Source organism: Simplicispira piscis, assembly GCF_054783455.1.
In genome coordinates this window covers 95,600-115,086 of record NZ_BAAGQN010000027.1, presented here as the reverse complement: position 1 = coordinate 115,086, position 19,487 = coordinate 95,600, and the positions used below count along the sequence as shown (strand labels likewise).

General features: G+C 63.8%; 20 protein-coding genes and 1 pseudogene. 6 read left to right on the top strand and 15 right to left on the bottom strand.

The window, feature by feature from the left end:
• Positions 1–290 precede the first annotated feature (290 nt).
• From ACYVOC_RS17375 to ACYVOC_RS17365, 3 genes are all read right to left on the bottom strand, one after another.
• The gene (locus ACYVOC_RS17375; protein ID WP_461162596.1) at positions 291–578 is read right to left on the bottom strand and encodes a DUF1010 domain-containing protein; all 288 of its coding nucleotides are present in this window, start codon (positions 576–578) and stop codon (positions 291–293) included.
• A gap of 81 nt (positions 579–659) precedes the next feature.
• A complete protein-coding gene (locus ACYVOC_RS17370; protein WP_461162595.1) occupies positions 660–881 on the bottom strand; it encodes a hypothetical protein in 222 nt (73 codons plus the stop codon).
• Between the two features lie 448 nt (positions 882–1,329).
• A complete protein-coding gene (locus ACYVOC_RS17365; RefSeq protein WP_461162594.1) occupies positions 1,330–1,587 on the bottom strand; it encodes a hypothetical protein in 258 nt (85 codons plus the stop codon).
• A gap of 129 nt (positions 1,588–1,716) precedes the next feature.
• Between ACYVOC_RS17365 and ACYVOC_RS17360 the strand changes: the two genes are divergently transcribed.
• Positions 1,717–2,745 (top strand): integron integrase, encoded by a 1,029-nt coding sequence (locus ACYVOC_RS17360; protein ID WP_461162593.1) that lies wholly within the window; start codon positions 1,717–1,719, stop codon positions 2,743–2,745.
• A gap of 124 nt (positions 2,746–2,869) precedes the next feature.
• Here the strand turns inward: ACYVOC_RS17360 and ACYVOC_RS17355 are convergent, their stop codons facing one another.
• The gene (locus ACYVOC_RS17355; RefSeq protein WP_461162592.1) at positions 2,870–3,256 is read right to left on the bottom strand and encodes an Hsp20/alpha crystallin family protein; all 387 of its coding nucleotides are present in this window, start codon (positions 3,254–3,256) and stop codon (positions 2,870–2,872) included.
• 95 nt (positions 3,257–3,351) lie between these two features.
• Here ACYVOC_RS17355 and ACYVOC_RS17350 point away from each other — a divergent pair, with 95 nt between their 5' ends.
• From ACYVOC_RS17350 to ACYVOC_RS17335, 4 genes are all read left to right on the top strand, one after another.
• Positions 3,352–4,683 carry a branched-chain amino acid ABC transporter substrate-binding protein gene (locus ACYVOC_RS17350; RefSeq protein ID WP_461162591.1) on the top strand — a complete coding sequence of 444 codons (1,332 nt, stop codon included), beginning with the start codon at positions 3,352–3,354 and terminating at the stop codon, positions 4,681–4,683.
• A 63-nt stretch (positions 4,684–4,746) separates the two neighbouring features.
• On the top strand, positions 4,747–5,133 hold the full coding sequence (locus tag ACYVOC_RS17345; RefSeq protein WP_461162590.1) for a GIY-YIG nuclease family protein: 387 nt from the start codon (positions 4,747–4,749) through the stop codon (positions 5,131–5,133).
• Positions 5,130–5,693, top strand: coding sequence for a DUF2239 family protein (locus tag ACYVOC_RS17340; RefSeq protein WP_461162589.1), 564 nt, complete (start codon positions 5,130–5,132; stop codon positions 5,691–5,693). Before ACYVOC_RS17345 ends, ACYVOC_RS17340 begins: the two co-directional genes overlap by 4 nt.
• Positions 5,680–7,062 (top strand): MATE family efflux transporter, encoded by a 1,383-nt coding sequence (locus tag ACYVOC_RS17335; protein ID WP_461162588.1) that lies wholly within the window; start codon positions 5,680–5,682, stop codon positions 7,060–7,062. The genes ACYVOC_RS17340 and ACYVOC_RS17335 overlap by 14 nt, the downstream gene beginning before the upstream one ends.
• A 15-nt stretch (positions 7,063–7,077) precedes the next feature.
• On the opposite strand, the gene ACYVOC_RS17330 is transcribed toward ACYVOC_RS17335, so the two are convergent.
• The 11 genes and pseudogenes from ACYVOC_RS17330 to ACYVOC_RS17280 all read right to left on the bottom strand — a co-directional run bounded on the left by ACYVOC_RS17330 (position 7,078) and on the right by ACYVOC_RS17280 (position 18,360).
• The gene (locus ACYVOC_RS17330) at positions 7,078–7,848 is read right to left on the bottom strand and encodes an ABC transporter permease (protein WP_116003235.1); all 771 of its coding nucleotides are present in this window, start codon (positions 7,846–7,848) and stop codon (positions 7,078–7,080) included.
• On the bottom strand, positions 7,845–8,813 hold the full coding sequence (locus ACYVOC_RS17325; protein WP_116003236.1) for an ABC transporter ATP-binding protein: 969 nt from the start codon (positions 8,811–8,813) through the stop codon (positions 7,845–7,847). The genes ACYVOC_RS17330 and ACYVOC_RS17325 overlap by 4 nt, the downstream gene beginning before the upstream one ends.
• Before the next feature lie 207 nt (positions 8,814–9,020).
• A complete protein-coding gene (locus ACYVOC_RS17320; RefSeq protein WP_461162587.1) occupies positions 9,021–9,908 on the bottom strand; it encodes an alpha/beta fold hydrolase in 888 nt (295 codons plus the stop codon).
• Positions 9,909–10,167: 259 nt separating this feature from the next.
• Positions 10,168–10,998: an alpha/beta fold hydrolase gene (locus tag ACYVOC_RS17315; protein WP_116003238.1), complete on the bottom strand. Its 831-nt coding sequence runs from the start codon at positions 10,996–10,998 to the stop codon at positions 10,168–10,170.
• Positions 10,999–11,043: 45 nt separating this feature from the next.
• On the bottom strand, positions 11,044–12,594 hold the full coding sequence (locus ACYVOC_RS17310; protein ID WP_461162586.1) for a wax ester/triacylglycerol synthase family O-acyltransferase: 1,551 nt from the start codon (positions 12,592–12,594) through the stop codon (positions 11,044–11,046).
• A gap of 87 nt (positions 12,595–12,681) precedes the next feature.
• Entirely contained in the window at positions 12,682–12,945 is a 264-nt protein-coding gene (locus ACYVOC_RS17305; protein ID WP_461162602.1) for an oxidoreductase-like domain-containing protein, read from the bottom strand.
• A pseudogene (locus tag ACYVOC_RS17300) lies at positions 12,940–13,179 on the bottom strand (DUF1653 domain-containing protein); the annotation flags it as partial. The gene ACYVOC_RS17305 and the pseudogene ACYVOC_RS17300, both read right to left, overlap by 6 nt.
• Positions 13,180–13,192: 13 nt before the next feature.
• On the bottom strand, positions 13,193–14,269 hold the full coding sequence (gene mltB / locus ACYVOC_RS17295; RefSeq protein WP_461162601.1) for a lytic murein transglycosylase B: 1,077 nt from the start codon (positions 14,267–14,269) through the stop codon (positions 13,193–13,195).
• Positions 14,269–16,314 (bottom strand): transglutaminase TgpA family protein, encoded by a 2,046-nt coding sequence (locus ACYVOC_RS17290; RefSeq protein WP_116003241.1) that lies wholly within the window; start codon positions 16,312–16,314, stop codon positions 14,269–14,271. Before ACYVOC_RS17290 ends, mltB begins: the two co-directional genes overlap by 1 nt.
• Before the next feature lie 82 nt (positions 16,315–16,396).
• Positions 16,397–17,407, bottom strand: a complete 1,011-nt coding sequence (locus ACYVOC_RS17285) for a DUF58 domain-containing protein (RefSeq protein ID WP_116003242.1) — start codon at positions 17,405–17,407, stop codon at positions 16,397–16,399.
• A 32-nt stretch (positions 17,408–17,439) separates the two neighbouring features.
• Entirely contained in the window at positions 17,440–18,360 is a 921-nt protein-coding gene (locus ACYVOC_RS17280) for an AAA family ATPase (RefSeq protein WP_116003243.1), read from the bottom strand.
• A 42-nt stretch (positions 18,361–18,402) separates the two neighbouring features.
• Here ACYVOC_RS17280 and ACYVOC_RS17275 point away from each other — a divergent pair, with 42 nt between their 5' ends.
• Positions 18,403–19,356, top strand: coding sequence for a histone deacetylase family protein (locus tag ACYVOC_RS17275; RefSeq protein WP_461162585.1), 954 nt, complete (start codon positions 18,403–18,405; stop codon positions 19,354–19,356).
• Positions 19,357–19,487 lie beyond the last annotated feature (131 nt).

Here is a 19,487-nt window from a genome sequence, read left to right as displayed (position 1 = left end):
GCTTCCCCAACAACCAAAATATCGATCAGTTTCTTGAACTTGTGGGGGAGTCCATATATGCAGAGTTAGGCACGATTGCTAAAGAAGCCATGAAACAGCCTGAAGAAATAACCAGCCAAAGATAAAGAATAACGGTATGACAAGAAGCGCAAAGACGAAAAATTCAAGCGCCATACGTTTCCATCGTTCGTGCTGTCCAACTTTGAGTCGGACAGCAATCTTGAAGGCAATAGAGCTAACCAACTCTTGAACAAGCAAAACGAAGGATTCGGTTATCACGTTTTCGCAGACTAACGACCGAGTTCAGCGAGCGGCGTAGCCTTCCGCTGCAACGAACAGTTAGGCACAGAAGCCAAAACGGGAAACCCCAGCTTGACGACGTGCGCGAGCTGCGAAAAGGCACCGCGCCACGGAAGCGACGCAGTGCTTGCAAAATGATAGCTACTAGCGCTTGCTGCAAAAGCGCTAGAGGCCAAAAAGGCTTGAAACCAGCGCAGCACCCAAAGGCAAAGCCCGGCACGCGGCAAAACACCCAGCGGATAAACGCCTGAGAAGGTGAATGCAGGTGAATAAACCATGGGCCAAGATAAAGCGATTTTCAGAGCGGGCTAACGTTTGCATTAAGTCGACCGCTTTAGCGGGTCGGCTTGAATTAATGGTTAGACAATTTTTACGTCTTTGCCATGCTCTTCCATTAGTTCAGCAAATTTTGCCCAAGAAAGTCGTTTTTTGTTCACGGAATTTCCTGATGGAACCCACTCCATGTTGCCCTTACTGACTAATGCTGTTCCTAGTTTCTTCCCATCTTTCTTAACCTCAATCTGAACATCTTTGTGTAGAACGAACTTGGTAGAGATATCCAACGTAACTTCATGAGCCATAACATTTCCTATTTTTCTGACTGACGCTTGAATTAAGCGGCGACCCGCTAGGGCCATCCACCTGGACGCCTTGTTAGGCTGAGACCTATTTAGTAGAGACGCAGTAATTGCCCTGAGCGCTGTAACCGCTGGGGCATGCGCCGCTTTTTGGAATGACAATTTTTGGATTGGCGGTAGTTGCCACGCAGTAGTTTCCCTGCGCACTCCAGCCGCTTGGACACGCTCCATTTTTTGGAATCGCAACTTTTGCGCTTGATGTTGGGACGCACATATTTCCTTGCGCCGAGTATCCGCTAGGGCAAGCCCCATTTTTTACTATCGGCATTACTTGCATCGACATTTTTAACCTCCAAAAACAGCGTGAACGGCGACGCTGTGACGCCTTGCCGCCTAACGACGAAGCTCAGGCGCGGCACTGCGAAGCAGGGACGTCGACTGCAGCAAATTGTTAGGCATGTGGCTGCCCCAGTAAAAGGAACCGATCGACCTCTGCATCAGTAGGTTGCCAATTGTGGCCACGAACGTCGAGGAGTTTGACCAAGCCAAGCAGCTGCAACATGTCTTCTGCCACCAGCTGAACACTCTGCTTTGTAGCCTTGAATAGCTTAGGCTCTGTATTGAGGGCACTGACGCTATAGCCCAATTGCAGAAGTGCTGAGTGAGCTGCCGTTTCCGAGTTTCCTGCCGCAGTGATTTCAATGCTCATTTATTTCTGCCTAACTAGAATTAGACGACAGTGATGCTACGTGGAACGGTCTGATAACGCAACGCCTCTCCCAGTCCTCCCAGGTAAACCCCAATGGGTTGTTATTTAGGCAAACCTAAAATTTTGCGGATGCCGACCGATCCCGCAAACCTGCCAACTGCCGGCGATGCACCGGCGCTGCGCCAGCCCAAGCTGTTGGAGCGTTTGCGCATTCACCTGCGCACCCGGCACTACAGCATTCGCACCGAGCAGGCCTATATCGATTGGGCGCGGCGCTTCATTGTCTACCACGGCAAGCGCCACCCCCAGGATATGGGCGCGGCGGAGGTCGAGGCGTTTCTGAGCCACCTGGCGGTGGATCGGCAGGTGTCGGCCTCCACCCAGAACCAGGCCAAGGCCGCGCTGCTGTATTTGTACAAGCAGGTGCTGGGGGTTGATTTGCCCTGGCTGGATGAGGTGGTGCAGGCCAAGCGGCCGCGCCGCCTGCCCGTGGTGCTGACGCCTACCGAGGTGCGCACGCTGTTGCAGCACATGGATGGAACCGCTGGCTTGGTGGCAGAGTTGCTGTACGGCACGGGGATGCGCTTGTTGGAAGGGCTGCGCCTGCGCGTCAAGGATGTGGAGTTTGCGCGGCGCGAGATTGTGGTGCGCGAGGGCAAGGGCGGCAAGGATCGCGTCACCGTCTTGCCAGAGAACCTGATGGCCCCGCTACAGGCGCAGCTGCAAAAGGCGCGCGCGCTGCATGAGAAGGATTTGGCCGCAGGCCTGGGCCGCGTGTATTTGCCGCATGCACTGGCCGTCAAATACCCGAATGTCGACAAAAGTTGGGCGTGGCAATGGGTGTTTCCGTCGCCGGTGCGGGCCATCGACCCGCGCCCGGATGCGCGCACGGGCCAATTGCTGGAGCGGCGCCACCATGTGTACCCCGAATCGGTGCAGCGCGCGGTGCGCGAGGCGGCGCGGCGCGCGCAGATCGACAAGCCGGTGTCGCCGCACGTGCTGCGCCACTCGTTTGCCACGCATTTGCTGCAGGCGGGCTACGACATCCGCACCGTGCAAGAGCTTTTGGGTCATGCCGACGTGGGCACGACCATGATCTACACCCATGTGCTCAACAAGGGCGGACGCGGTATTTTGAGTCCGCTCGATGCGCTGTGACCTGCGCTGGGCGTGTGGCGCACAGCCGGGGCGGCGCTTGCAGGTTTTGGAATAAAAAACGCCCGCAGCGTATACACAGCGGGCGCTAGCAGCTATCGAAAAAATAGCTTGCGGTGCGGGGGCCTCAATGCACCGTCAGCTCCACGGCGCGCGTGCCGGGGGCCTGGCGGGCCAGGGTGAGCGTGAGCACGCCGTGCTCCAGCCTGGCCGAGCTGGCGGCGGCGTCGATGGGCGTGGGCAGCTCCCAGGCGCGATTCACCTGGCGCGGCGCACCTTCGGTGTTTTTGACCTGCACTTGCGTACCTTCGATGGTGATCTGGAGTTGCTCGCGCGCCAGGCCTGGCACGTCGAGCTGCAGCGTGGTGGCCTTTTCATCCTGCGCCACGGTGTAGCCCGGAGTGCGGCGGGCCGGGGCTGCAGGCATTGCGTCCAGCAAAAAACGCTGCAATGCCATATCGGCAGAGCGGGGAGCGCAGGCTGCGCGACGGGTCATCATGGGCGAGAAAAGCATCAGGGTTAACTCCTATAAACTGCGCGGCGTGCGTGGTGTTGACCGCATGCCCTTGACTTGAGGTGTGCCCATGCCGATTTCAAGGATCTAAAAATATGCTGAATTTTCACCTGGCCCCGTTGAAAATCGCTGTCCAGCCACCATGGCGTTTTGCCGTCGGTGTGGCCTTTGCTGCTGCGTGTGCCGTGACCGCCAGCCATGCGCAAACGGCAGCACCGGTGGCGCGTACCGCACAACCCGTCAAGGTCGCGTTGATCGAGAGCCTGTCCGGGACATTTGCCAACACGGGAGAGGCGGTGTTTCGCAACATCCTCTGGGCCGTGGATCGGGTGAATGCCCGCGGTGGTGTGCTGCTGCCGTCAGAGGCCGGTGGCGCGCGCGCCCTGGCGCTTGCGCGCTACGACAGCAAGGGCCAGAACGAAGAGGCCCTGTCGGCGCTGCGCGCGGCCATCGATGACGGCGCGCGCGTCGTCATGCAGGGCAATTCATCGGCCACGGCAGCCGTGCTGATCGATGCCATCAATAAGCACAACGAGCGTGAGCCGGACAAGCGCGTGCTGTTTCTCAACTATTCGGCGGTGGACCCCATCCTCACCAACGAGAAGTGCAGCTTCTGGCATTTCCGCTTTGATGCCCATGCCGACATGCGCATGGCCGCCCTGATGGGCGTGTTGCGTGCCGACGATGCCCTCAAGCGTGTCTATCTGATTGGCCAGGACTACAGCTTTGGCCAGGCCGTGCTGCGTGAGGCCAAGAAGCAGCTGGCCGCCCAGCGCCCCGATGTGGCCATCGTGGGTGACGAACTGCACGCCGTGGGCCGGGTGAAAGACTTTGCTCCCTATGCCGTCAAGATCAAGACCAGTGGCGCGCAGGCGGTCATCACCGGCAACTGGGGCAACGATCTGACGCTGCTCGTCAAGGCAGCGCGCGAGGTGGGTTACACCGGCAGCTTCTACACCTTTTATGGCAACGCACTGGGCGCCCCCGCGGCTATGGGCGATGCCGGCATCGACAAAGTGATCGCTGTGGCCGACTGGATGCCCAATGTGCCGGGCGCCCAGAGCGAAGCGTTCTACCAATCCTTCCGGGCGCGCTTTCCCAAGCCGCAAGACGACTATGTGCACATGCGCATGCAGCTCATGGTCGAAGCGCTGGCCCAATCCATCGAAGCTGCAGGCAGCGTGGACACCACGGCCGTTGCACGCCAGATGGAAAAAGCCCATGTGCAACTGGCCGGACGCAGTGGCCGTATGCGCGCTGCCGACCACCAGTTCCAGCAGCCGCTGGTGGTGGGCCTGATGGAAAAGCAGGGCGCTCCGGGCGTCAAGTTTGATGTGGAAGGCTCGGGCTATGGCTTCCGCGTGGTGCGCGATATTCCTGCAGCGCAGACCCAGCAGCCGCACAACTGCCAGATGCAGCGTTTTTAAAGAGGGGTTGTTTTTTACCCGGGTATATTGCATTGCAAATATTGCCCGGGTAAAATAAAAGGCATGACTTACTCATTGCCTGCCCACGCCGCCCTTTCGCCGCGCCGCGCACTGGTGCGCCAATACAAGGACTCGCGTCCGCCTGCGGGTGTTTTCGCCCTGACGAACCAGACCAATGGCCGGGTTTACGTGGGCGGCAGCCTCAACCTCGATGGCGCGATGAACCGCATGCGGTTCGAGTTGAAAATGCGCTCACACCGCAACAAATCGCTGCAGCAAGACTGGATTGCGCATGGTGCCGAGGCTTTCAGCTTTGCTGTGCTGGACCACATCAAGGAGCGGGACGATCCACTTTTTGATTACGCGGCTGAACTCGACAGCATGCTGCAACTATGGCGCGAGGAGACCCCTTGCCATGGCGACAGCGGCTACAACGGGGATCGTCCATGAGCGCCCGCACCCTGACCGCGTTTGGCGGGTTTGAGCGCATTGCCCATGGCAGCCGGGAAGAGGTCTTTGCACAAATGCGGCAATACCAGGGCGGTGCATCGGTTTTGATTTTTGACGACACCAGCGGTGCGTTGGTGGATCTGGATCTGCGCGAACCTGCGCCGGGTGCAGATGCAGAGCCCGCACCAGAAAGTGCACCGCGCAGTGTTGGCCGCCCCAAGCTGGGCGTGGTGGCGCGCGAGGTCACGCTCTTGCCGCGCCATTGGGACTGGCTCAGCCGCCAGCCCGGCGGCGCCTCGGTCGCCTTGCGCCGCTTGGTGGAAGAAGCACGGCGCATTCACCAGGGGCGTGATACGGTACGCGAATCACGTGAAGCGACCTACCGCTTCATGACCGCCATGGCAGGATCACTGGAAGGTTTCGAGGAGGCCGCACGCGCGCTGTTTGCGGGCGACCAGAAGCGCTTTGCCGCGTTGGTAGCACCTTGGCCTGTGGATGTTTCGCATTATTTGCAGGGTCTGGCTGCTGCGTCGTGGAGTGAAGACAATGCGGCCTCCTGAGAAGGCGCCCGGTGCGGCCCCTGCGGGCACACGCCCGCTTTGGCGTGTGTTTGCGGTGTTCCTCGCCCCCATGCTGGCGAGCAACATCCTGCAGTCCCTCTCAGGCACGCTCAACAACATCTACCTCGGTCAGATGCTGGGCGTGAAAGCGCTGGCGGCGGTCTCTGGTTTCTTCCCGGTCATGTTCTTTTTCATCGCCTTCATGATCGGGTTGGGTGCGGGCGCCTCGGTGCTGATTGGCCAGGCCTGGGGTGCAGGCAAGGTAGACCGTGTGCGTGCCGTGGCCGGTACCACGCTCACCGTGGGCGTGGTGTTTGGTGTGTTTGTGGCGGTGCTGGGCGGGAGCTTTACCGGCCCCATGCTGCGTGCGCTGGGCACTCCGGCCGACATTTTGCAAGACGCCACGCAGTACGCCCGCATCATCCTGATTGCCATGCCCGGCTTGTTCGTGTTTCTGCTGGCCACGGCCATGCTGCGCGGGGTGGGCGATACGGTCACACCGCTCTACACGCTGCTGATTTCCGCGGGCATTGGACTGGTGCTCACGCCCGCGCTCATTCGTGGCTGGGCGGGTTTGCCGCAGCTGGGTGTGGCCAGCGGCGCGGCTGCCACCGTGGTGTCCTTTGTGGTGGCCACGACCTGGCTGGGCTGGCGCTTGGTGCGCCTCCATAGCCCGCTCGCGCCGGGGCGTGCGTTGATTCCACATTTGCGCATTGACCTCGCCTTGCTGCGCGGCGTGCTGCGCGTGGGTGTCCCTACCGGGGTGCAGATGATCGTGATCTCGCTCGCCGAGTTGGCCCTGCTGGGCTTGGTCAATGGCTATGGCTCGCAGGCCACGGCCGCTTATGGTGCGGTGAACCAGGTGGTGGCTTATGTGCAGTTCCCAGCCATCTCGATTGCCATCACCACCTCCATCCTGGGTGCGCAGGCCATTGGCGCCGGACGCCTGCACACGCTGGGCGCGATCGTGCGTACGGCGCTGTGGATGAACGTGGTGCTCACAGGCGCGCTGGTGCTGCTGGGCTACCTTTTTTCGCGCACGCTGATGGGTTTTTTCATCACCGACCCGGCCGTGATCGAGGTGGCGCAGGAGCTGCTGCACATCATGCTGTGGAGCACGGTGATCTTCGGCATGGCCTCGGCCCTGTCAGGAATCATGCGGGCCAGCGGCGCAGTGTTGGTGCCCACTGGCATTGCGATTGCCTGCATTGCGCTGGTTGAGGTTCCCGCCGCGTGGTTGCTCAGCCAGAAGTTCGGGCTGAGGGGCGTGTGGATGGGCTACCCGATCGCCTTTGCTGCAATGCTGTTGTTGCAAGCGACCTACTACCGAAAAATCTGGCGCCATCAGCCGATTCGCAAGCTGGTGTGACGGCTGTTTCAAGGCTCACTTGCGGATACGGTGCCCGGTCTTGAACACCCACCACACCACGCAAAGGCATATCGCCATGAACGCGAGTGTCATGCCCGCGCTCACGCCGATGTGCACGTCAGCCTGACCGTAGAACGCCCAGCGCAGGCCGCTGATGAGGTAGACAACCGGGTTGAACAGCGACACCTTCTGCCACAGCGGCGGTAGCATGTTGATGCTGTAGAACGCACCGCCCAGGAAGGTGAGAGGCGTGATCACCAGCAGCGGAATGATCTGCAGTTTTTGAAAACTGTCGGCCCACAAACCGATGATGAAACCAAACAGGCAGAAGGTGATCGCCGTGAGCACCAGGAAGCCCACCATCCATACCGGGTGCGCGACCTCGTAGGGTACAAAAAACCGTGCTGTTGTGAGAATCAGAGCGCCCACCAGAAGCGACTTGGTTGCCGCCGCTCCCACATAGCCCAGCAGCACCTCGACCCAGTTCACCGGTGCGCTCAGCAGCTCGTAAATGGTGCCTGACCACTTGGGCATGTAGATGCCAAACGCCGAGTTGGAAATGCTCTCGGACAAGAGCGACAGCATCAACAGTCCGGGGATGATGTAGGCGCCATAGCTTACGCCGCCAATGTCACCCATGCGTGAACCGATGGCCGAGCCGAAGACGATGAAATACAGTGCGGTCGAGAGCACCGGTGCCACCAGGCTTCCCATCCAGGTGCGAAACGCCCGGTGCATTTCAAAGGCGTAGATGGCACGCACGCCGTGCAGATTGAGGCCCTTCATGCTTGCGGTGCTTTCGTGTCGTGGACCAGGCTGACGAAGATGTCTTCGAGCGAGCTTTCGCTGGAATGCAGGTCTTTGAAGTCAATGCCCAGTTCGCCCAGCGCGCGCAGCAGTGCGGCAATGCCGGTGTCTTCCTGCTGCGTGTCAAAACTGTAGATGAGCTGCTGGCCATCCTGTGACAGGGCAAGCGGCCAGCGTGCCAAGGCGTCTGGCACGCGTTCCATGGGCTGCTGCAGGGTGAGCGTGAGCTGCTTCTTGCCGAGCTTGCGCATCAGTACGTGCTTGTCTTCCACCACGATCAGCTCACCCTTGCGGATCACGCCAATGCGGTCGGCCATGTCTTCGGCCTCTTCGATGTAATGCGTGGTCAGGATGATGGTGGTACCGGCATCGCGCAATTCACGCACCAGGCGCCACATGTCGTGGCGCAGCTCTACGTCCACCCCGGCGCTGGGCTCGTCGAGGAACAAAATCTTTGGCTCGTGCGACAGGGCCTTCGCAATGAGCACGCGGCGTTTCATGCCGCCCGAAAGCTGAAGAATTTTGTTGTCCTTCTTGTCCCAGAGTGACAGGTCTTTCAGAATCTTCTCAATGAACGCCGGGTTGGGCGCTTTGCCAAACAGCCCGCGGCTAAAGCTTACTGTCGCCCACACGGTCTCGAACGAATCGGTGTGCAGCTCCTGCGGCACCAGGCCAATGGCGGCGCGGGCGGTGCGGTAGTCGCGCACCGTGTCATGGCCGTCGGCGGTCACCGTACCCTCGGTGGCGTTGCTCATGCCGCAAATGACGCTGATGAGCGTGGTCTTGCCCGCACCGTTGGGGCCGAGCAGGGCGAAAATCTCACCGCGCCGGATGTCCAGGTTTACATTTTTCAGTGCCTGAAATCCACCCGCATAGGTTTTGCTCAGGCCGCGCACGCGGACGATGGCGTCTGCGTCGGAAACGAAGGGGGGAGTGGCAGGCATGCAGGGTGATGTTTGAGGAGGAGCGTCGAGAACGGGGCTGCACATTGTGGCGCGAACCCCATTGCGGCGCTGGGCAGGGGGCTTGTGATACCGGATTGCAAGGTGATGCCGTTTCTAAACCATCCGTGTTGTTGTTGCTTCGCCTTGCAGTGCTACAGCACTGTCTGCGGCTTTGGCGCTCCAAGTCCGAAAACCTCCCAAGTCCGCTCAGGGGTGTGCCCGCGCTGCGTTCTCTGCGATGCCCGTGGCGAAGTGCCCGAGCAGCATATCCGGCAGATCGTGGCCCATGCCGGGAATAAAGTCCGTCTGCGCGCCCGCAATGTGCTGCGCCAGTTGCTGGCCGCTGGCCACGGGTACCAACGGGTCGTCCAGGCCATGCACGATGCGCGTGGGTGCTGTGATGCGGGCCAGCAAGGGCGTGCGGTCGCCGTCGGCCACGATGGCCAGCAATTGCCGGGCCGAGCCCGCTGGGTGCCAGGCGCGGCGCACCGAGGCCAAGGCACGCTCGCGCAGGGTGTCTGCGTTGGCCGGGTAGCCGGGGCTGCCGATGGCGCCAAACAGGTGCACGATCCAGGCGACGGCGGCATCTTCGCCAGGCCCCGCCGGACGGGACATCAGGGTGCGTTGCAGGGCCCAGCGGGGTTTGGGCAGTGAACGGGCGCCGCTGGTGGTCATCATCAGCGTAAGGCTGGCCACGCGCTGCGGGGCGGTGGCGGCAAGATGCTGGGCGATCATGCCGCCCATGGAGGCACCGCACACATGGGCCTGGGCGATGCCCAGCGCGTCGAGCACGCCCAGGGCGTCGCGTGCCATGTCGGCCAGGCAATAGGGCGAGCGCACCGGCAGGTGCAGCAGATGGCGCAGGCCTGCCAGTGCCATGTGCGGAACCCCCGCATGGTCAAAACCCTGGCTCAGGCCGATGTCGCGGTTGTCCAGGCGCAGCACACGAAAGCCGCGCGCCACGAGCCCATCCACCAGCGCCTGCGGCCAGGCAATGAGCTGCATGCCCAAACCCATGATGAGCAAGACCACCGGGCCCCCAGCGGGGCCCTGGTCGTCCACCTCGATGTGCAGTCCATTGGCCTGGATTTGCATGGGTCAGGCAGCCCGCTGTTTCAACCTAGAAACGGCAGTTGGATGTGCCCGCCGGTGCCGTGATCTGGGTGTCAGGCAAGGCGAGACGACGCGGCGGGCTCCTGCCCGCAAGGAGGAACAACGCCGCATGGCGCCCTGAGCGCGGTGCTGGTGGGTGCATAGCGCTCTCCCCCATCAGGTGAACGTTATTGGAGTCATCAACGATAGCTTTCATGCGGCCCAGCAAGAGATACAAAGCGGTCAACTGCTGTTTCTAGGTTCAATACCACCGTGTGACGGCCTCAGGCTGGTGCGCCACCTTGAAGAACCAGCGCCGCGCGCCCTGTACGTCAAATCGCCGCCATTGGTCGGGTTCCTGGCGCAGGCGGTCGGCAATGGCATACATGGCCAGCGGGTTCATGCCCATGCCGATGTGGCTGGCGCGCACCTCGATGTTCTCGGTGTGGGCATGCCGCGCCGGGTTGATGCTGCACTGCCAGGACACGATGCCGTCGGTCTTGCTGTAAATCGACGTGGTGGGCACTGGCGGGGGCTTGCGCACTTCGGCCAGCAACTCTTCGTCGTGGGCGTTTTGGCCACTCACCATTTGGTAGAAACGCCAGGCATTGGTGGCCTTGGGGTGGCCGGTGAACGGGGTGCCCAAGGTGATGACACCGCGTACCAGGTCCGGCATTTCCTTGGCCATTTCGCGTGCGTAAATGCCGCCCAGGCTCCAGCCGATCAGGCTGATTTTTCCGCCATGCTCCCGGTGCAGTGCCTCGAGCCGCTCCAGACAGCCTTCGACGACGCCCTCACGGGGGCCCAGGTTCAGGCCCTGCTTCCAGCCATAGGCCTGGTAGCCCAGTTTTTTCAGAAACCGGCGCAGGGCCAGGGTGGTGAGGTCGGATGCGCCCAGGCCGGGGCAGACCAGCACCGCATGCCCGTCGCCTGGCGGCATGCGCGAGAGCCACGGCGAGACGGCGGCCATGGCCATGGCTTCCCAGGGCGCACGGGCTTCGAGCAGCATCAGCCTGAGGCCCGGTGGCATCAGGTCCAGACCGGCGTCTTCGGTGGGTGTGACGTGGGTCTTGCGGCGGGTATGTGCAGGCATGGGGACACATTCTGAGGTGGAGGCCATGGCACCATGGTAAAGATGTCAAGCGCCTCTCCGGGTGGCATTTACCCGAGAGACGGGTCGCTTGCGCGACACCTTGGCAGCTGCCGGGGCAGGGGGGCGTGGGCGGGCCGCTGGCGGGGCGGGCTGCGGGTGGGGCAGAGTGCGCAGCTCGTCCAGTGCGGCGTCCAGAGCTTTGGCCAATGCCTTCACATCGGGCAGCGCCGCCGCGTCGGCCATGAGGCCGAAATCCATGTGTGCGTCAAAGCTTTGCACCGTGATGTTCAGGGCCAGGCCGTGTACCACGATGCTGGTGGGGCAGTTGGCGAGCATGCGTGCACCCGCCAGGTACAGCGGCACCTGGGGGCCGGGCACGTTGGAAATCACCACATTGGCCACCTGGGGCAAGCGGTCGGCCACGCGGGCCTTGCCATACAGCGTGGCCGCTGCCTCGATCAACCAGGGGATGCCGATGGACGGGAAGTCGGTCGGCAGGATGCTTTTCATGCGTCCCATGGTGGTTTTCATCGCGCCGCTGGCGGTACGGATGTGCGCCAGGCGTTGGCCCGGATCGGCCAGGTGCGTGCCCAGGCTGATCAGGCTCATCGAGGCCTGGTTGTCCGGACGGGTGTCGCCCTGCGGGCGCAGCGAAATGGGCACGGCCGCGACCAGGCTCTTGCGCGGCAGTTTGTGGTGCAGCAGCAGGTAGCTGCGCAGCGCACCCGCGCACAGCATGAGCACCATGTCGTTCAGCGTTGCACCGTGCGCGCGTGCCAGGGCCTTGAGTTCTGGCAGCGGCAGGCTGGCGCTTGCAAAGGCCCGTGTGGTGCCCACGGTCACGTTCATGGGGGTGGCCGGGGCCAGCGTGACGTTGCCTGAGCCTTTGCCGCGCAGGCGTTGGCTGGTCAATGCGTCCTTGGCTGCACCGGCCACGGTGCCCAGCGTGGCCGGCAGTTCGCGCACCAGACGCGCCACCTGGCCAACCTCGTTACCGAGGGCTCCGCGCAGCATCTCCACCATGCCGATACCAAAGACCTTGCTGCGCCGTGAGGGGCGCAGTGCGATTGCGCGGGGTTCAGGCGTCAGGTCGTACAGCACATTGCCCAGCGCCACCGCCGCCTGGCCATCCACCGCAGCGTGGTGCAACTGCGAATACAGCCCCACCTGCTTGAGGCCCTGCGCGCTGCGCGGCAGGCCTTCGATGACATGCATGCGCCACAGCGGTTTGCTGCGGTCGAGCAGTTGCGGGTGCAGCAACGAAATTTTTTCTTCCAGCAGCGTGCGGGCGTCGCTTGGTGGTCCGCCTGCCGCGCGGCGGGGCAGCTTGTGTTCGATGATGTGGTACGACAGGTCGGGCTCGGCATCCACCCAGAGCGGGTTGGCGAGGTTCAAGGGCATCCACCACAGGCGCCGGCGCAGCGCAGGCAGGGCAGGCATGCGCGCGGCATACAGCCGCCGCAGGTCGCTGACATAGCGGCCCCGGTAGCCTTTGGGGAGTTCGAGCAGGTGCATGGCGCCCACGTGCATGGGCATTTCGGGCTTCTCCATGTAGAGAAACAGGGCGTCCAGTCCGGACAGCTGTGGCATCGGCATGCAGGGTCTCCTTGTCCTGCATGGTGACGGCTTTTTCTACTCGTGGGCAACCAAAATGCTCAGGGTATTTCCCATGTCTTGCGGGCTTTAGCAGACTGCAGAAGATGCTTCGTTGCGCTGCAAGAAGGCGATGGCGTCCTCGCGCCAGTGGTGCAGAGCGGTGTAAAAGCCCTCCCACACGCAACCGTTGCAGCCGCGCCCGCAGCAAGTGGTGGGCTCGGGCGGTGGCGGGCGCAGGGCTGTGTCCAACGGCAGGCTGCCTTGCCGCTGCGCCTGCCCGCGCAGGTGGGCGATGAGTGCGTGCGCGGTGGGCAGGTCGGCCAGCAGCAGCTGCGCGGGTTCGTGGCGCACGAAGCGCGGCTGTACCTTGCCGGCAAAGTGGCCCGATTCGTTGAACATCGCGGCGGGCCGTACCCATAGCGTGCCATCGGTCAGGCCTGCGCCATAGAGCGGGCGGTAGAGCGTCATGCCTTGCAGGGTCTCGCTGCAGCGCACGGTGGCGACCACCTCGTACCAGCCGCCTTTGTAGTGGCGGTACAGGCCGGGGGCCGTGGCGTGCAGGGCAGGCAGGTGCGGGTCGGTCACGGCGGGTTGGGGGTCAACGGCGCGCTGCGGCCACGGCTTGGCCCAACCCGATGACGGCCATGGCGTAGTAGCTGGACCAGTTGTAGCGCGTGATGGCGTAGAAGTTTTCCGTGCCTGCCACGTAGCTGGGCGGGTTGTCGCCGTTTTGCAGTTCGACCAGGGCCAGCGGGCCGGTGTAGCGGGCGCCTGCCTCGTCCAGCACGGCGCCCCGGGCCTGCATGCTGGCGGCGCTGAAGGTGGGCAGGATGTCGGGCACCAGCAGTTCGTCGGTTTGCGCGGCGCTGCCCTCGGGCCGTACGTCAAAGTGCGTGGGCATGCCGGGTGTCCAGCCGTGTGCGATGAAGTAGTTGGCCACCGATCCGATGGCGTCCTGAGCGCTGCCATACAGGTCGATGTGGCCGTCGCGGTCGAAGTCCACGGCGTACCGCGCCCAGCTCGATGGCATGAACTGGCCCAGGCCCATGGCACCGGCATAGCTGCCGCGCGGGGTGAAGGGGTCGGTGTCCGTGCGGTGCATGAGGCTCAGGAACTGCTCCAGCTCGCGCTGGAAAAAGGCTGCCCGCTCCTGCGCGCGCGGGTGCTCGGCCGGGAAATCGAAGGCCAGCGTGGCCAGCGCATCCATCACCCGGAAGTTGCCCATGTGCTGGCCGTAGATGGTCTCGACGCCAATGATGCCGACGATGATCTCGGCGGGCACGCCGTATTCGCGCTCGGCCTGCGCCAGCGCGGCGCCATTCTCTTGCCAGAAGCGCACCCCGGCGCGGATGCGCACCGGCTCGATGAAGCGGTTGCGGTAGGCCTGCCAGTTCTTCGCTGTACCTTTGGCCGGTGGCAATACCAGGCGCGGCACTTGCGCCAGAAAACGCGCCTGGCCGATGGCCTGGCGCACCCATTCGCGGTCCAGGTCGCGGCGCTCGGCCAGGTCGTCGGCAAACTGCATGGCGTCGGCGCGGCGGGCGTAGAGCGTGCCGGTCGGCTCGGCGGCGCGGGCTGCTGCGGCTTGCTTTTTAGAGGGATTTTTGGCATTTACGCCCGTAGATAGGGCGGTAACAGCTATTGAAAGAAGAGCAATCGAGAGAAATTTCTGCATCATGAAGGACGGCGTGGGGCAGGCCAGCGCAGGCGGCGCAGATCGCGCCGCAGCTGGCCCAGGGCCTGCACCCGGGATGTGGAGGGAGGGGCGTAGCGCAGTTGCTCCAGGCGCAGCAGCCAGGCTGCGGCGTCGTCGGCAGGGGCGCCAAAGCGGGCTTGGGCGTGTGCCGCCAGCGTGCGGGGCGGCATGCTGGCCGTGGTGGGTAGGCCGCTGCGCTCTAGGCGTGCGCGGGCGCGGGCCAGCAGGCGCAGCCAGGGGTCGTGCTGCAAGCGCTCCCACAGCGTCCAGGCGGCAGCGGCCGCTGCGGCGGCGACGATCAGCCCCGCCAGCACGCGGGCCAGGTCTTGCCAGTCGGGGGCGTCAAAGCCCATGGCGCGCAGCAGGTCAAGCTGGCGGCTTTGCGTGTAGTTCAGCACCCACTGGTTCCAGCGGTTGTTGGCGGCTTCCCATACGGCGCGCAGGCGCTGCACAGTACCGGGGCTCAGCATTGTGCCCACTGCATTGGCCATGGCTCCACGGGGGGCTTGCAGGCGCTGGAACTGGCCTACGCGCCCGGGGGATACGGCGCCTGTGGGGTCGACCCGTACCCAGCCACGGCCTTCCATCCAGACTTCGGTCCAGGCATGGGCGTCGCTCTGGCGCACGGTCCAGTAGCCATCGACCGGGTTGCGCTCACCGCCCTGGTAGCCGGTGACGATGCGTGCCGGCACATCCATGGCGCGCATCAGCACCACGAAAGCCGATGCGATGTGTTCGCAAAAGCCGGACTTGCGGTCGAACCAGAATTCATCGGCCGTGTGCTCTCCGTACACGCCGGGCTCCAGCGTGTACTCGTAGCCACCGGTGCGCAGGCGCTGCAGCGTGGCGTCCACCAGCGCCTGGGTGCCACCGGCTGCCAGGGCCGGGTTGGCGCGCATTTGCTGGGCCAGCGCAAGGGTACGCGGGTTCAGGCCCTGCGGCAGCGCCGTCATGAAGCGCAAGGCCGGGGTGGCGGTACGCGGGCCGTGGCTGAACCGCGGGTAGCTTTCGGCGCGCAGGCGCACGATGTCGGTGATGGGGCGCGATGCCACCCACTGCAGGTCTTGCGTCATAAAGACATTCATGCCTGCCACCTCGGGCTTCTCGGGCGCGGCTTCGAGCAGCAGCAGCCAGGGGCGCTGGTGCGCCTCCAACGTGATTTCGTAGCGCAGCGATGGGCCCTGCACCTGCAGCTGCGCGGGCAGGCCCATGCGGCCAGCAAAGGCGCTGTCTTCGCGTACCGGGTCGGCCTGCCATTCGCGCCCGTCAAAGCTGGAGAGCACCGGGCCGCGGAAGTACAACACCGATTGGGGTGGTTCGATTTTTGGGTCGTCAAAGCGCACCCGCAGCGCTACGCGGTCGTCCAGGGCCAGCTCGGCGATGGAGCCCACCTTCATGCTGCCCGACAAGCCGGTGCGGCCGGTCAGGGTGTCGCCCGGCACGCCCCACAGCGGCGCCATGCGCGGGAAGAACATGAACAGCGCCGCCATGATGGGCGCGCCCAGCAGCGCCATGGTGGCGGCCGTGCGCAGCGACTGCATCAGCGGTGGCCGACCCACCGGCATGTGGGCATTGACCAGGGCCGTCAGCAGACCGAGCAGCGCCACCAGCATGGCGGCGGCGGTGAGCAGGGACTGCGAATAGAAAAAGTTGCTGAGCATCGTGAAGAAGCACAGGAAGAAGATGACCATTGCGTCGCGCTGGGCACGGGCTTCCAGTGTCTTGAGGGCCAGCAACACGACGATGAGGGTGAGGCCGGCGTCACGCCCCAGGATGGTGCGGTGCGTAAGCACCGTGCCCGCCACGGCCAGCACCAGCAAAATGCGCAGCAGCCAGGTGCGGGGCAAGGGGCGCAGCGTCCAGGCCAGCCAGCCGCGCCAGACCAGCAGCGTGGCGGCCAGTGCTGTGGTCCAGAGCGGCAGCACGTCGGTCTGCGGTGCAATCACCCAGGCAATGACGGCGAGCAGGAACAGGGTGTCGCGGGCATCGCGTGGCAGCGCAGCAAGGGTTTGGCGCAGGCTCATGCAGCCCCCAATGTGCTATTGTAAATATAGCTTTTCACGCTTGATATATAAGCGCTTGAGGTATATTTGATTGATATTTCTCTCAGCATAGCGCCAGCGCCTCCAGGCAGCGTCGGCGCTGGGCCGGGCCGTTGCCTTGGGCGACTTCCTGGCCTGGCAGGCGCAGGCCATAGTCCAGGCCCAGCCGGTCGGCCTGCAGTACCCAGGCGGCCAAGCGCGAGAGGCGCGCCTCGGGGTTGGCGAGGCCCGTGTGGGCGTAGTCCAGCCAGAGTTCATGGCGCTGCGATTGCTGGGCATCGCGGCTGACCAGTGCGTCGGAGCCACTGGCCAGGGCCTGTGCGGCCTTCTTCCAGACCACCAGTTGCAGCGGATCGCCCCGGCGGTAGGCGCGCACGCCTTCAAATTCGCCGGTGCCTTGGTGGGGCGCACTGCCCGTGCCGCCCGCGCGGGGCTCGCCTGGTGGCAGCGGTGGAGCGCCCGGTTCGGGTGCGGGGTAGACCAGCACTTCAGCGGCGGGGCGCCACACGGTCCAGACACGGAAGGTGCCCAGGGGGAAGCGGGTCTCTGCCGTCAGCGTGGGCACGCGGTGCAGGCCACGGTGGGGCGCGGCAAAGGCTACCTGCACGTTGGCCGTGCCCTGGGCGGGCACATCGGTCCAGGCCCAGTGCCCGCTGCCATGCACGGCCAGCGCGATGCTGTGGCGCGGGGTGCGGCGTTCGCTGCTGAGCTGCACCTCCAGCGTGGCGCTGTGGCCCAGAAAATGGGGTTCCGGGGGCTTGAGGTGCAGGGTCAGGCCGCGCAGCGTGGCGTGGCAGATGTGCATGCCCACCACGGCGCTGCCTGCTAGCAAAAAAGTGAGCAGGTAGCCCAGGTTGAGTTGGAAGTTGATGGACGCCACGAGCAGCACCAGCAAGGTGAGCGCCAGCATCCAACCCGCCCCCGTGGGCAGGATGTACACATTGCGCTGCGTGAGCACCGTGGTGTCGGCCAGCGGCAGGCGCGCCTGCCACCAGCGCGTAAAGCGCCGTTGCACGGCAGCCAACGGGTTGAGGGCGTCAGGCCACCAGGGACGGTGCGGGTGTGCGCGTTCCATCGGGTGTGGCGGGCCTGCGTGCGGCACTGCCGTCAAGGCAGCGCGACGGACTGGACCATGGCCTGCACCTGCTCGACGGCACCACGCCCTGCATCGCCCACGGGTACCAGGCGATGGGCGATCGTCTGGGCGATGATGGCCTGCACGTCGTCGGGCGCCACGTAATCGCGCCCGCTGATCAGCGCCTGCGCCTTGGCTGCGCGCACCAGGGCAATGCCGGCGCGTGGCGAGAGGCCTTGCAGAAACCAGCGGCCCGAGCGCGTGGCGGTGATCAGGTCCTGCACATAGTCCAGCAGCGGATCGGCCGCGTGCACGGCCAGCACCTGCTGTTGCAGGTGGGCCAGCTCTTCGGCCGAAAGCAGCGGCAGCATGGTGCTGGCCATGGCGCGCCGGTCGCTGCCCGCGAGCAGTTGGCGCTCGGCTGCGCGGTCCGGGTAACCGAGCGAGATGCGCATGAGGAAGCGGTCGAGCTGCGACTCGGGCAGCGCATATGTGCCCAATTGGTCGTGCGGATTTTGCGTGGCAATGACGAAAAAGGGCTCGGGCAGTGCGCGTGTGGCGCCTTCGACCGATACCTGCTTTTCTTCCATGGCTTCGAGCAGGGCGCTTTGCGTCTTCGGGCTGGCGCGGTTGATCTCGTCGGCCAGCAGCACCTGGGCGAATACCGGCCCGGGGTGGAACATGAAGGCTTCCTTGCCGCGCTCGTAGACGGAGACGCCGATCAGGTCGCTGGGCATCAGGTCGGCCGTGAATTGCACGCGCGCAAACTGCAGGCCAAAGGTGTGGGCCAGGGCGTGTGCCAGTGTGGTCTTGCCCACGCCAGGCACATCCTCGATCAGCAGGTGACCGCCTGCCAACAGGCAGGCCACGCAGTCCTGTACGCGGGCGTTTTTGCCCACGATCACCGTGTTAAGCTGATCCAAAATGGATTTGATTTTGTGCTGGGTTGGCATGGCGTGACGTTATCCGAAATTCTGACGCGTGGAGACAAGGCAATGGGCAAGACAGGTTATTTTTCCCACCGCGACTGCTGGAAACATGAAATGGGCCCAGGCCATCCCGAGTGTCCGGGGCGACTCGATGCGATCGAAGACCGCCTGTTGGTGACCGGTGTTATCGACGCCCTGGAGCGCTACGAGGCGCCTGAGGCGGCGTTGGCCGACATCGAACTGGCCCATGGCCGTCTGCACATCGCGGCCATGCGCGGCCTGACCGACTGGCTGCGCGAAGAAGTGGAGGCTGGCGGCCCGGCTTATACGCAGGTGGATCCCGATACCTCCATGAATGTGCACACCTGGGCCGCAGCGCTGCGCTCGGCCGGGGCTGCGCTGGCTGCCACCGATGCGGTCATGGCCGGTGAGCTGGAAAACGCCTTCTGCGCGGTGCGCCCACCAGGCCACCATGCCATGCGCGACAAGGCCATGGGTTTTTGTTTCTTCAACAACGTGGCAGTGGCTGCCAAGTACGCGCTGCAGCGCTACAACCTGCAGCGTGTGGCGGTGGTGGATTTCGACGTGCACCACGGCAACGGCACGGAGGATATCCTGGCCGGTGACGATCGTGCGCTCATGGTCGGCTTCTTTCAGCATCCGTTTTACCCTTTCAGCGGTGACCAGGCCCCTGCCGCCAACATGCTCAACGTCCCGGTGGCAGCCTACACACGCGGGATGGATATCCGCGAACTGATCGAGATGATGTGGATTCCGCGCCTGGAGGCGTTCAAGCCCGAGATGATCTTCATCAGCGCCGGTTTTGATGCGCACCGCGATGACGACATGGGTCAGCTGGGCTTGACGGAGCAGGACTACACCTGGATCACGCAGCGCATCAAGGACATAGCGCGCCGTTTCTCCAATGGGCGCATCGTCTCCTGCCTGGAAGGCGGCTATGTGATGAATGCTCTGGCGCGCAGCGTGGAAGCCCATGTGCGCGTGCTGGCGGATTTATAGCTCCCCCCTGTGCCGCCTGCGGCGTCTTCCCCCCAGGGGAACGCCACCAGAGGCCTGGCAAAGCCAGTTCTTCGGTGGCCCTGGCGTCAGCAGCGCACGTTTTTCGAATTTGCCCAATGCAACGCTCAGGA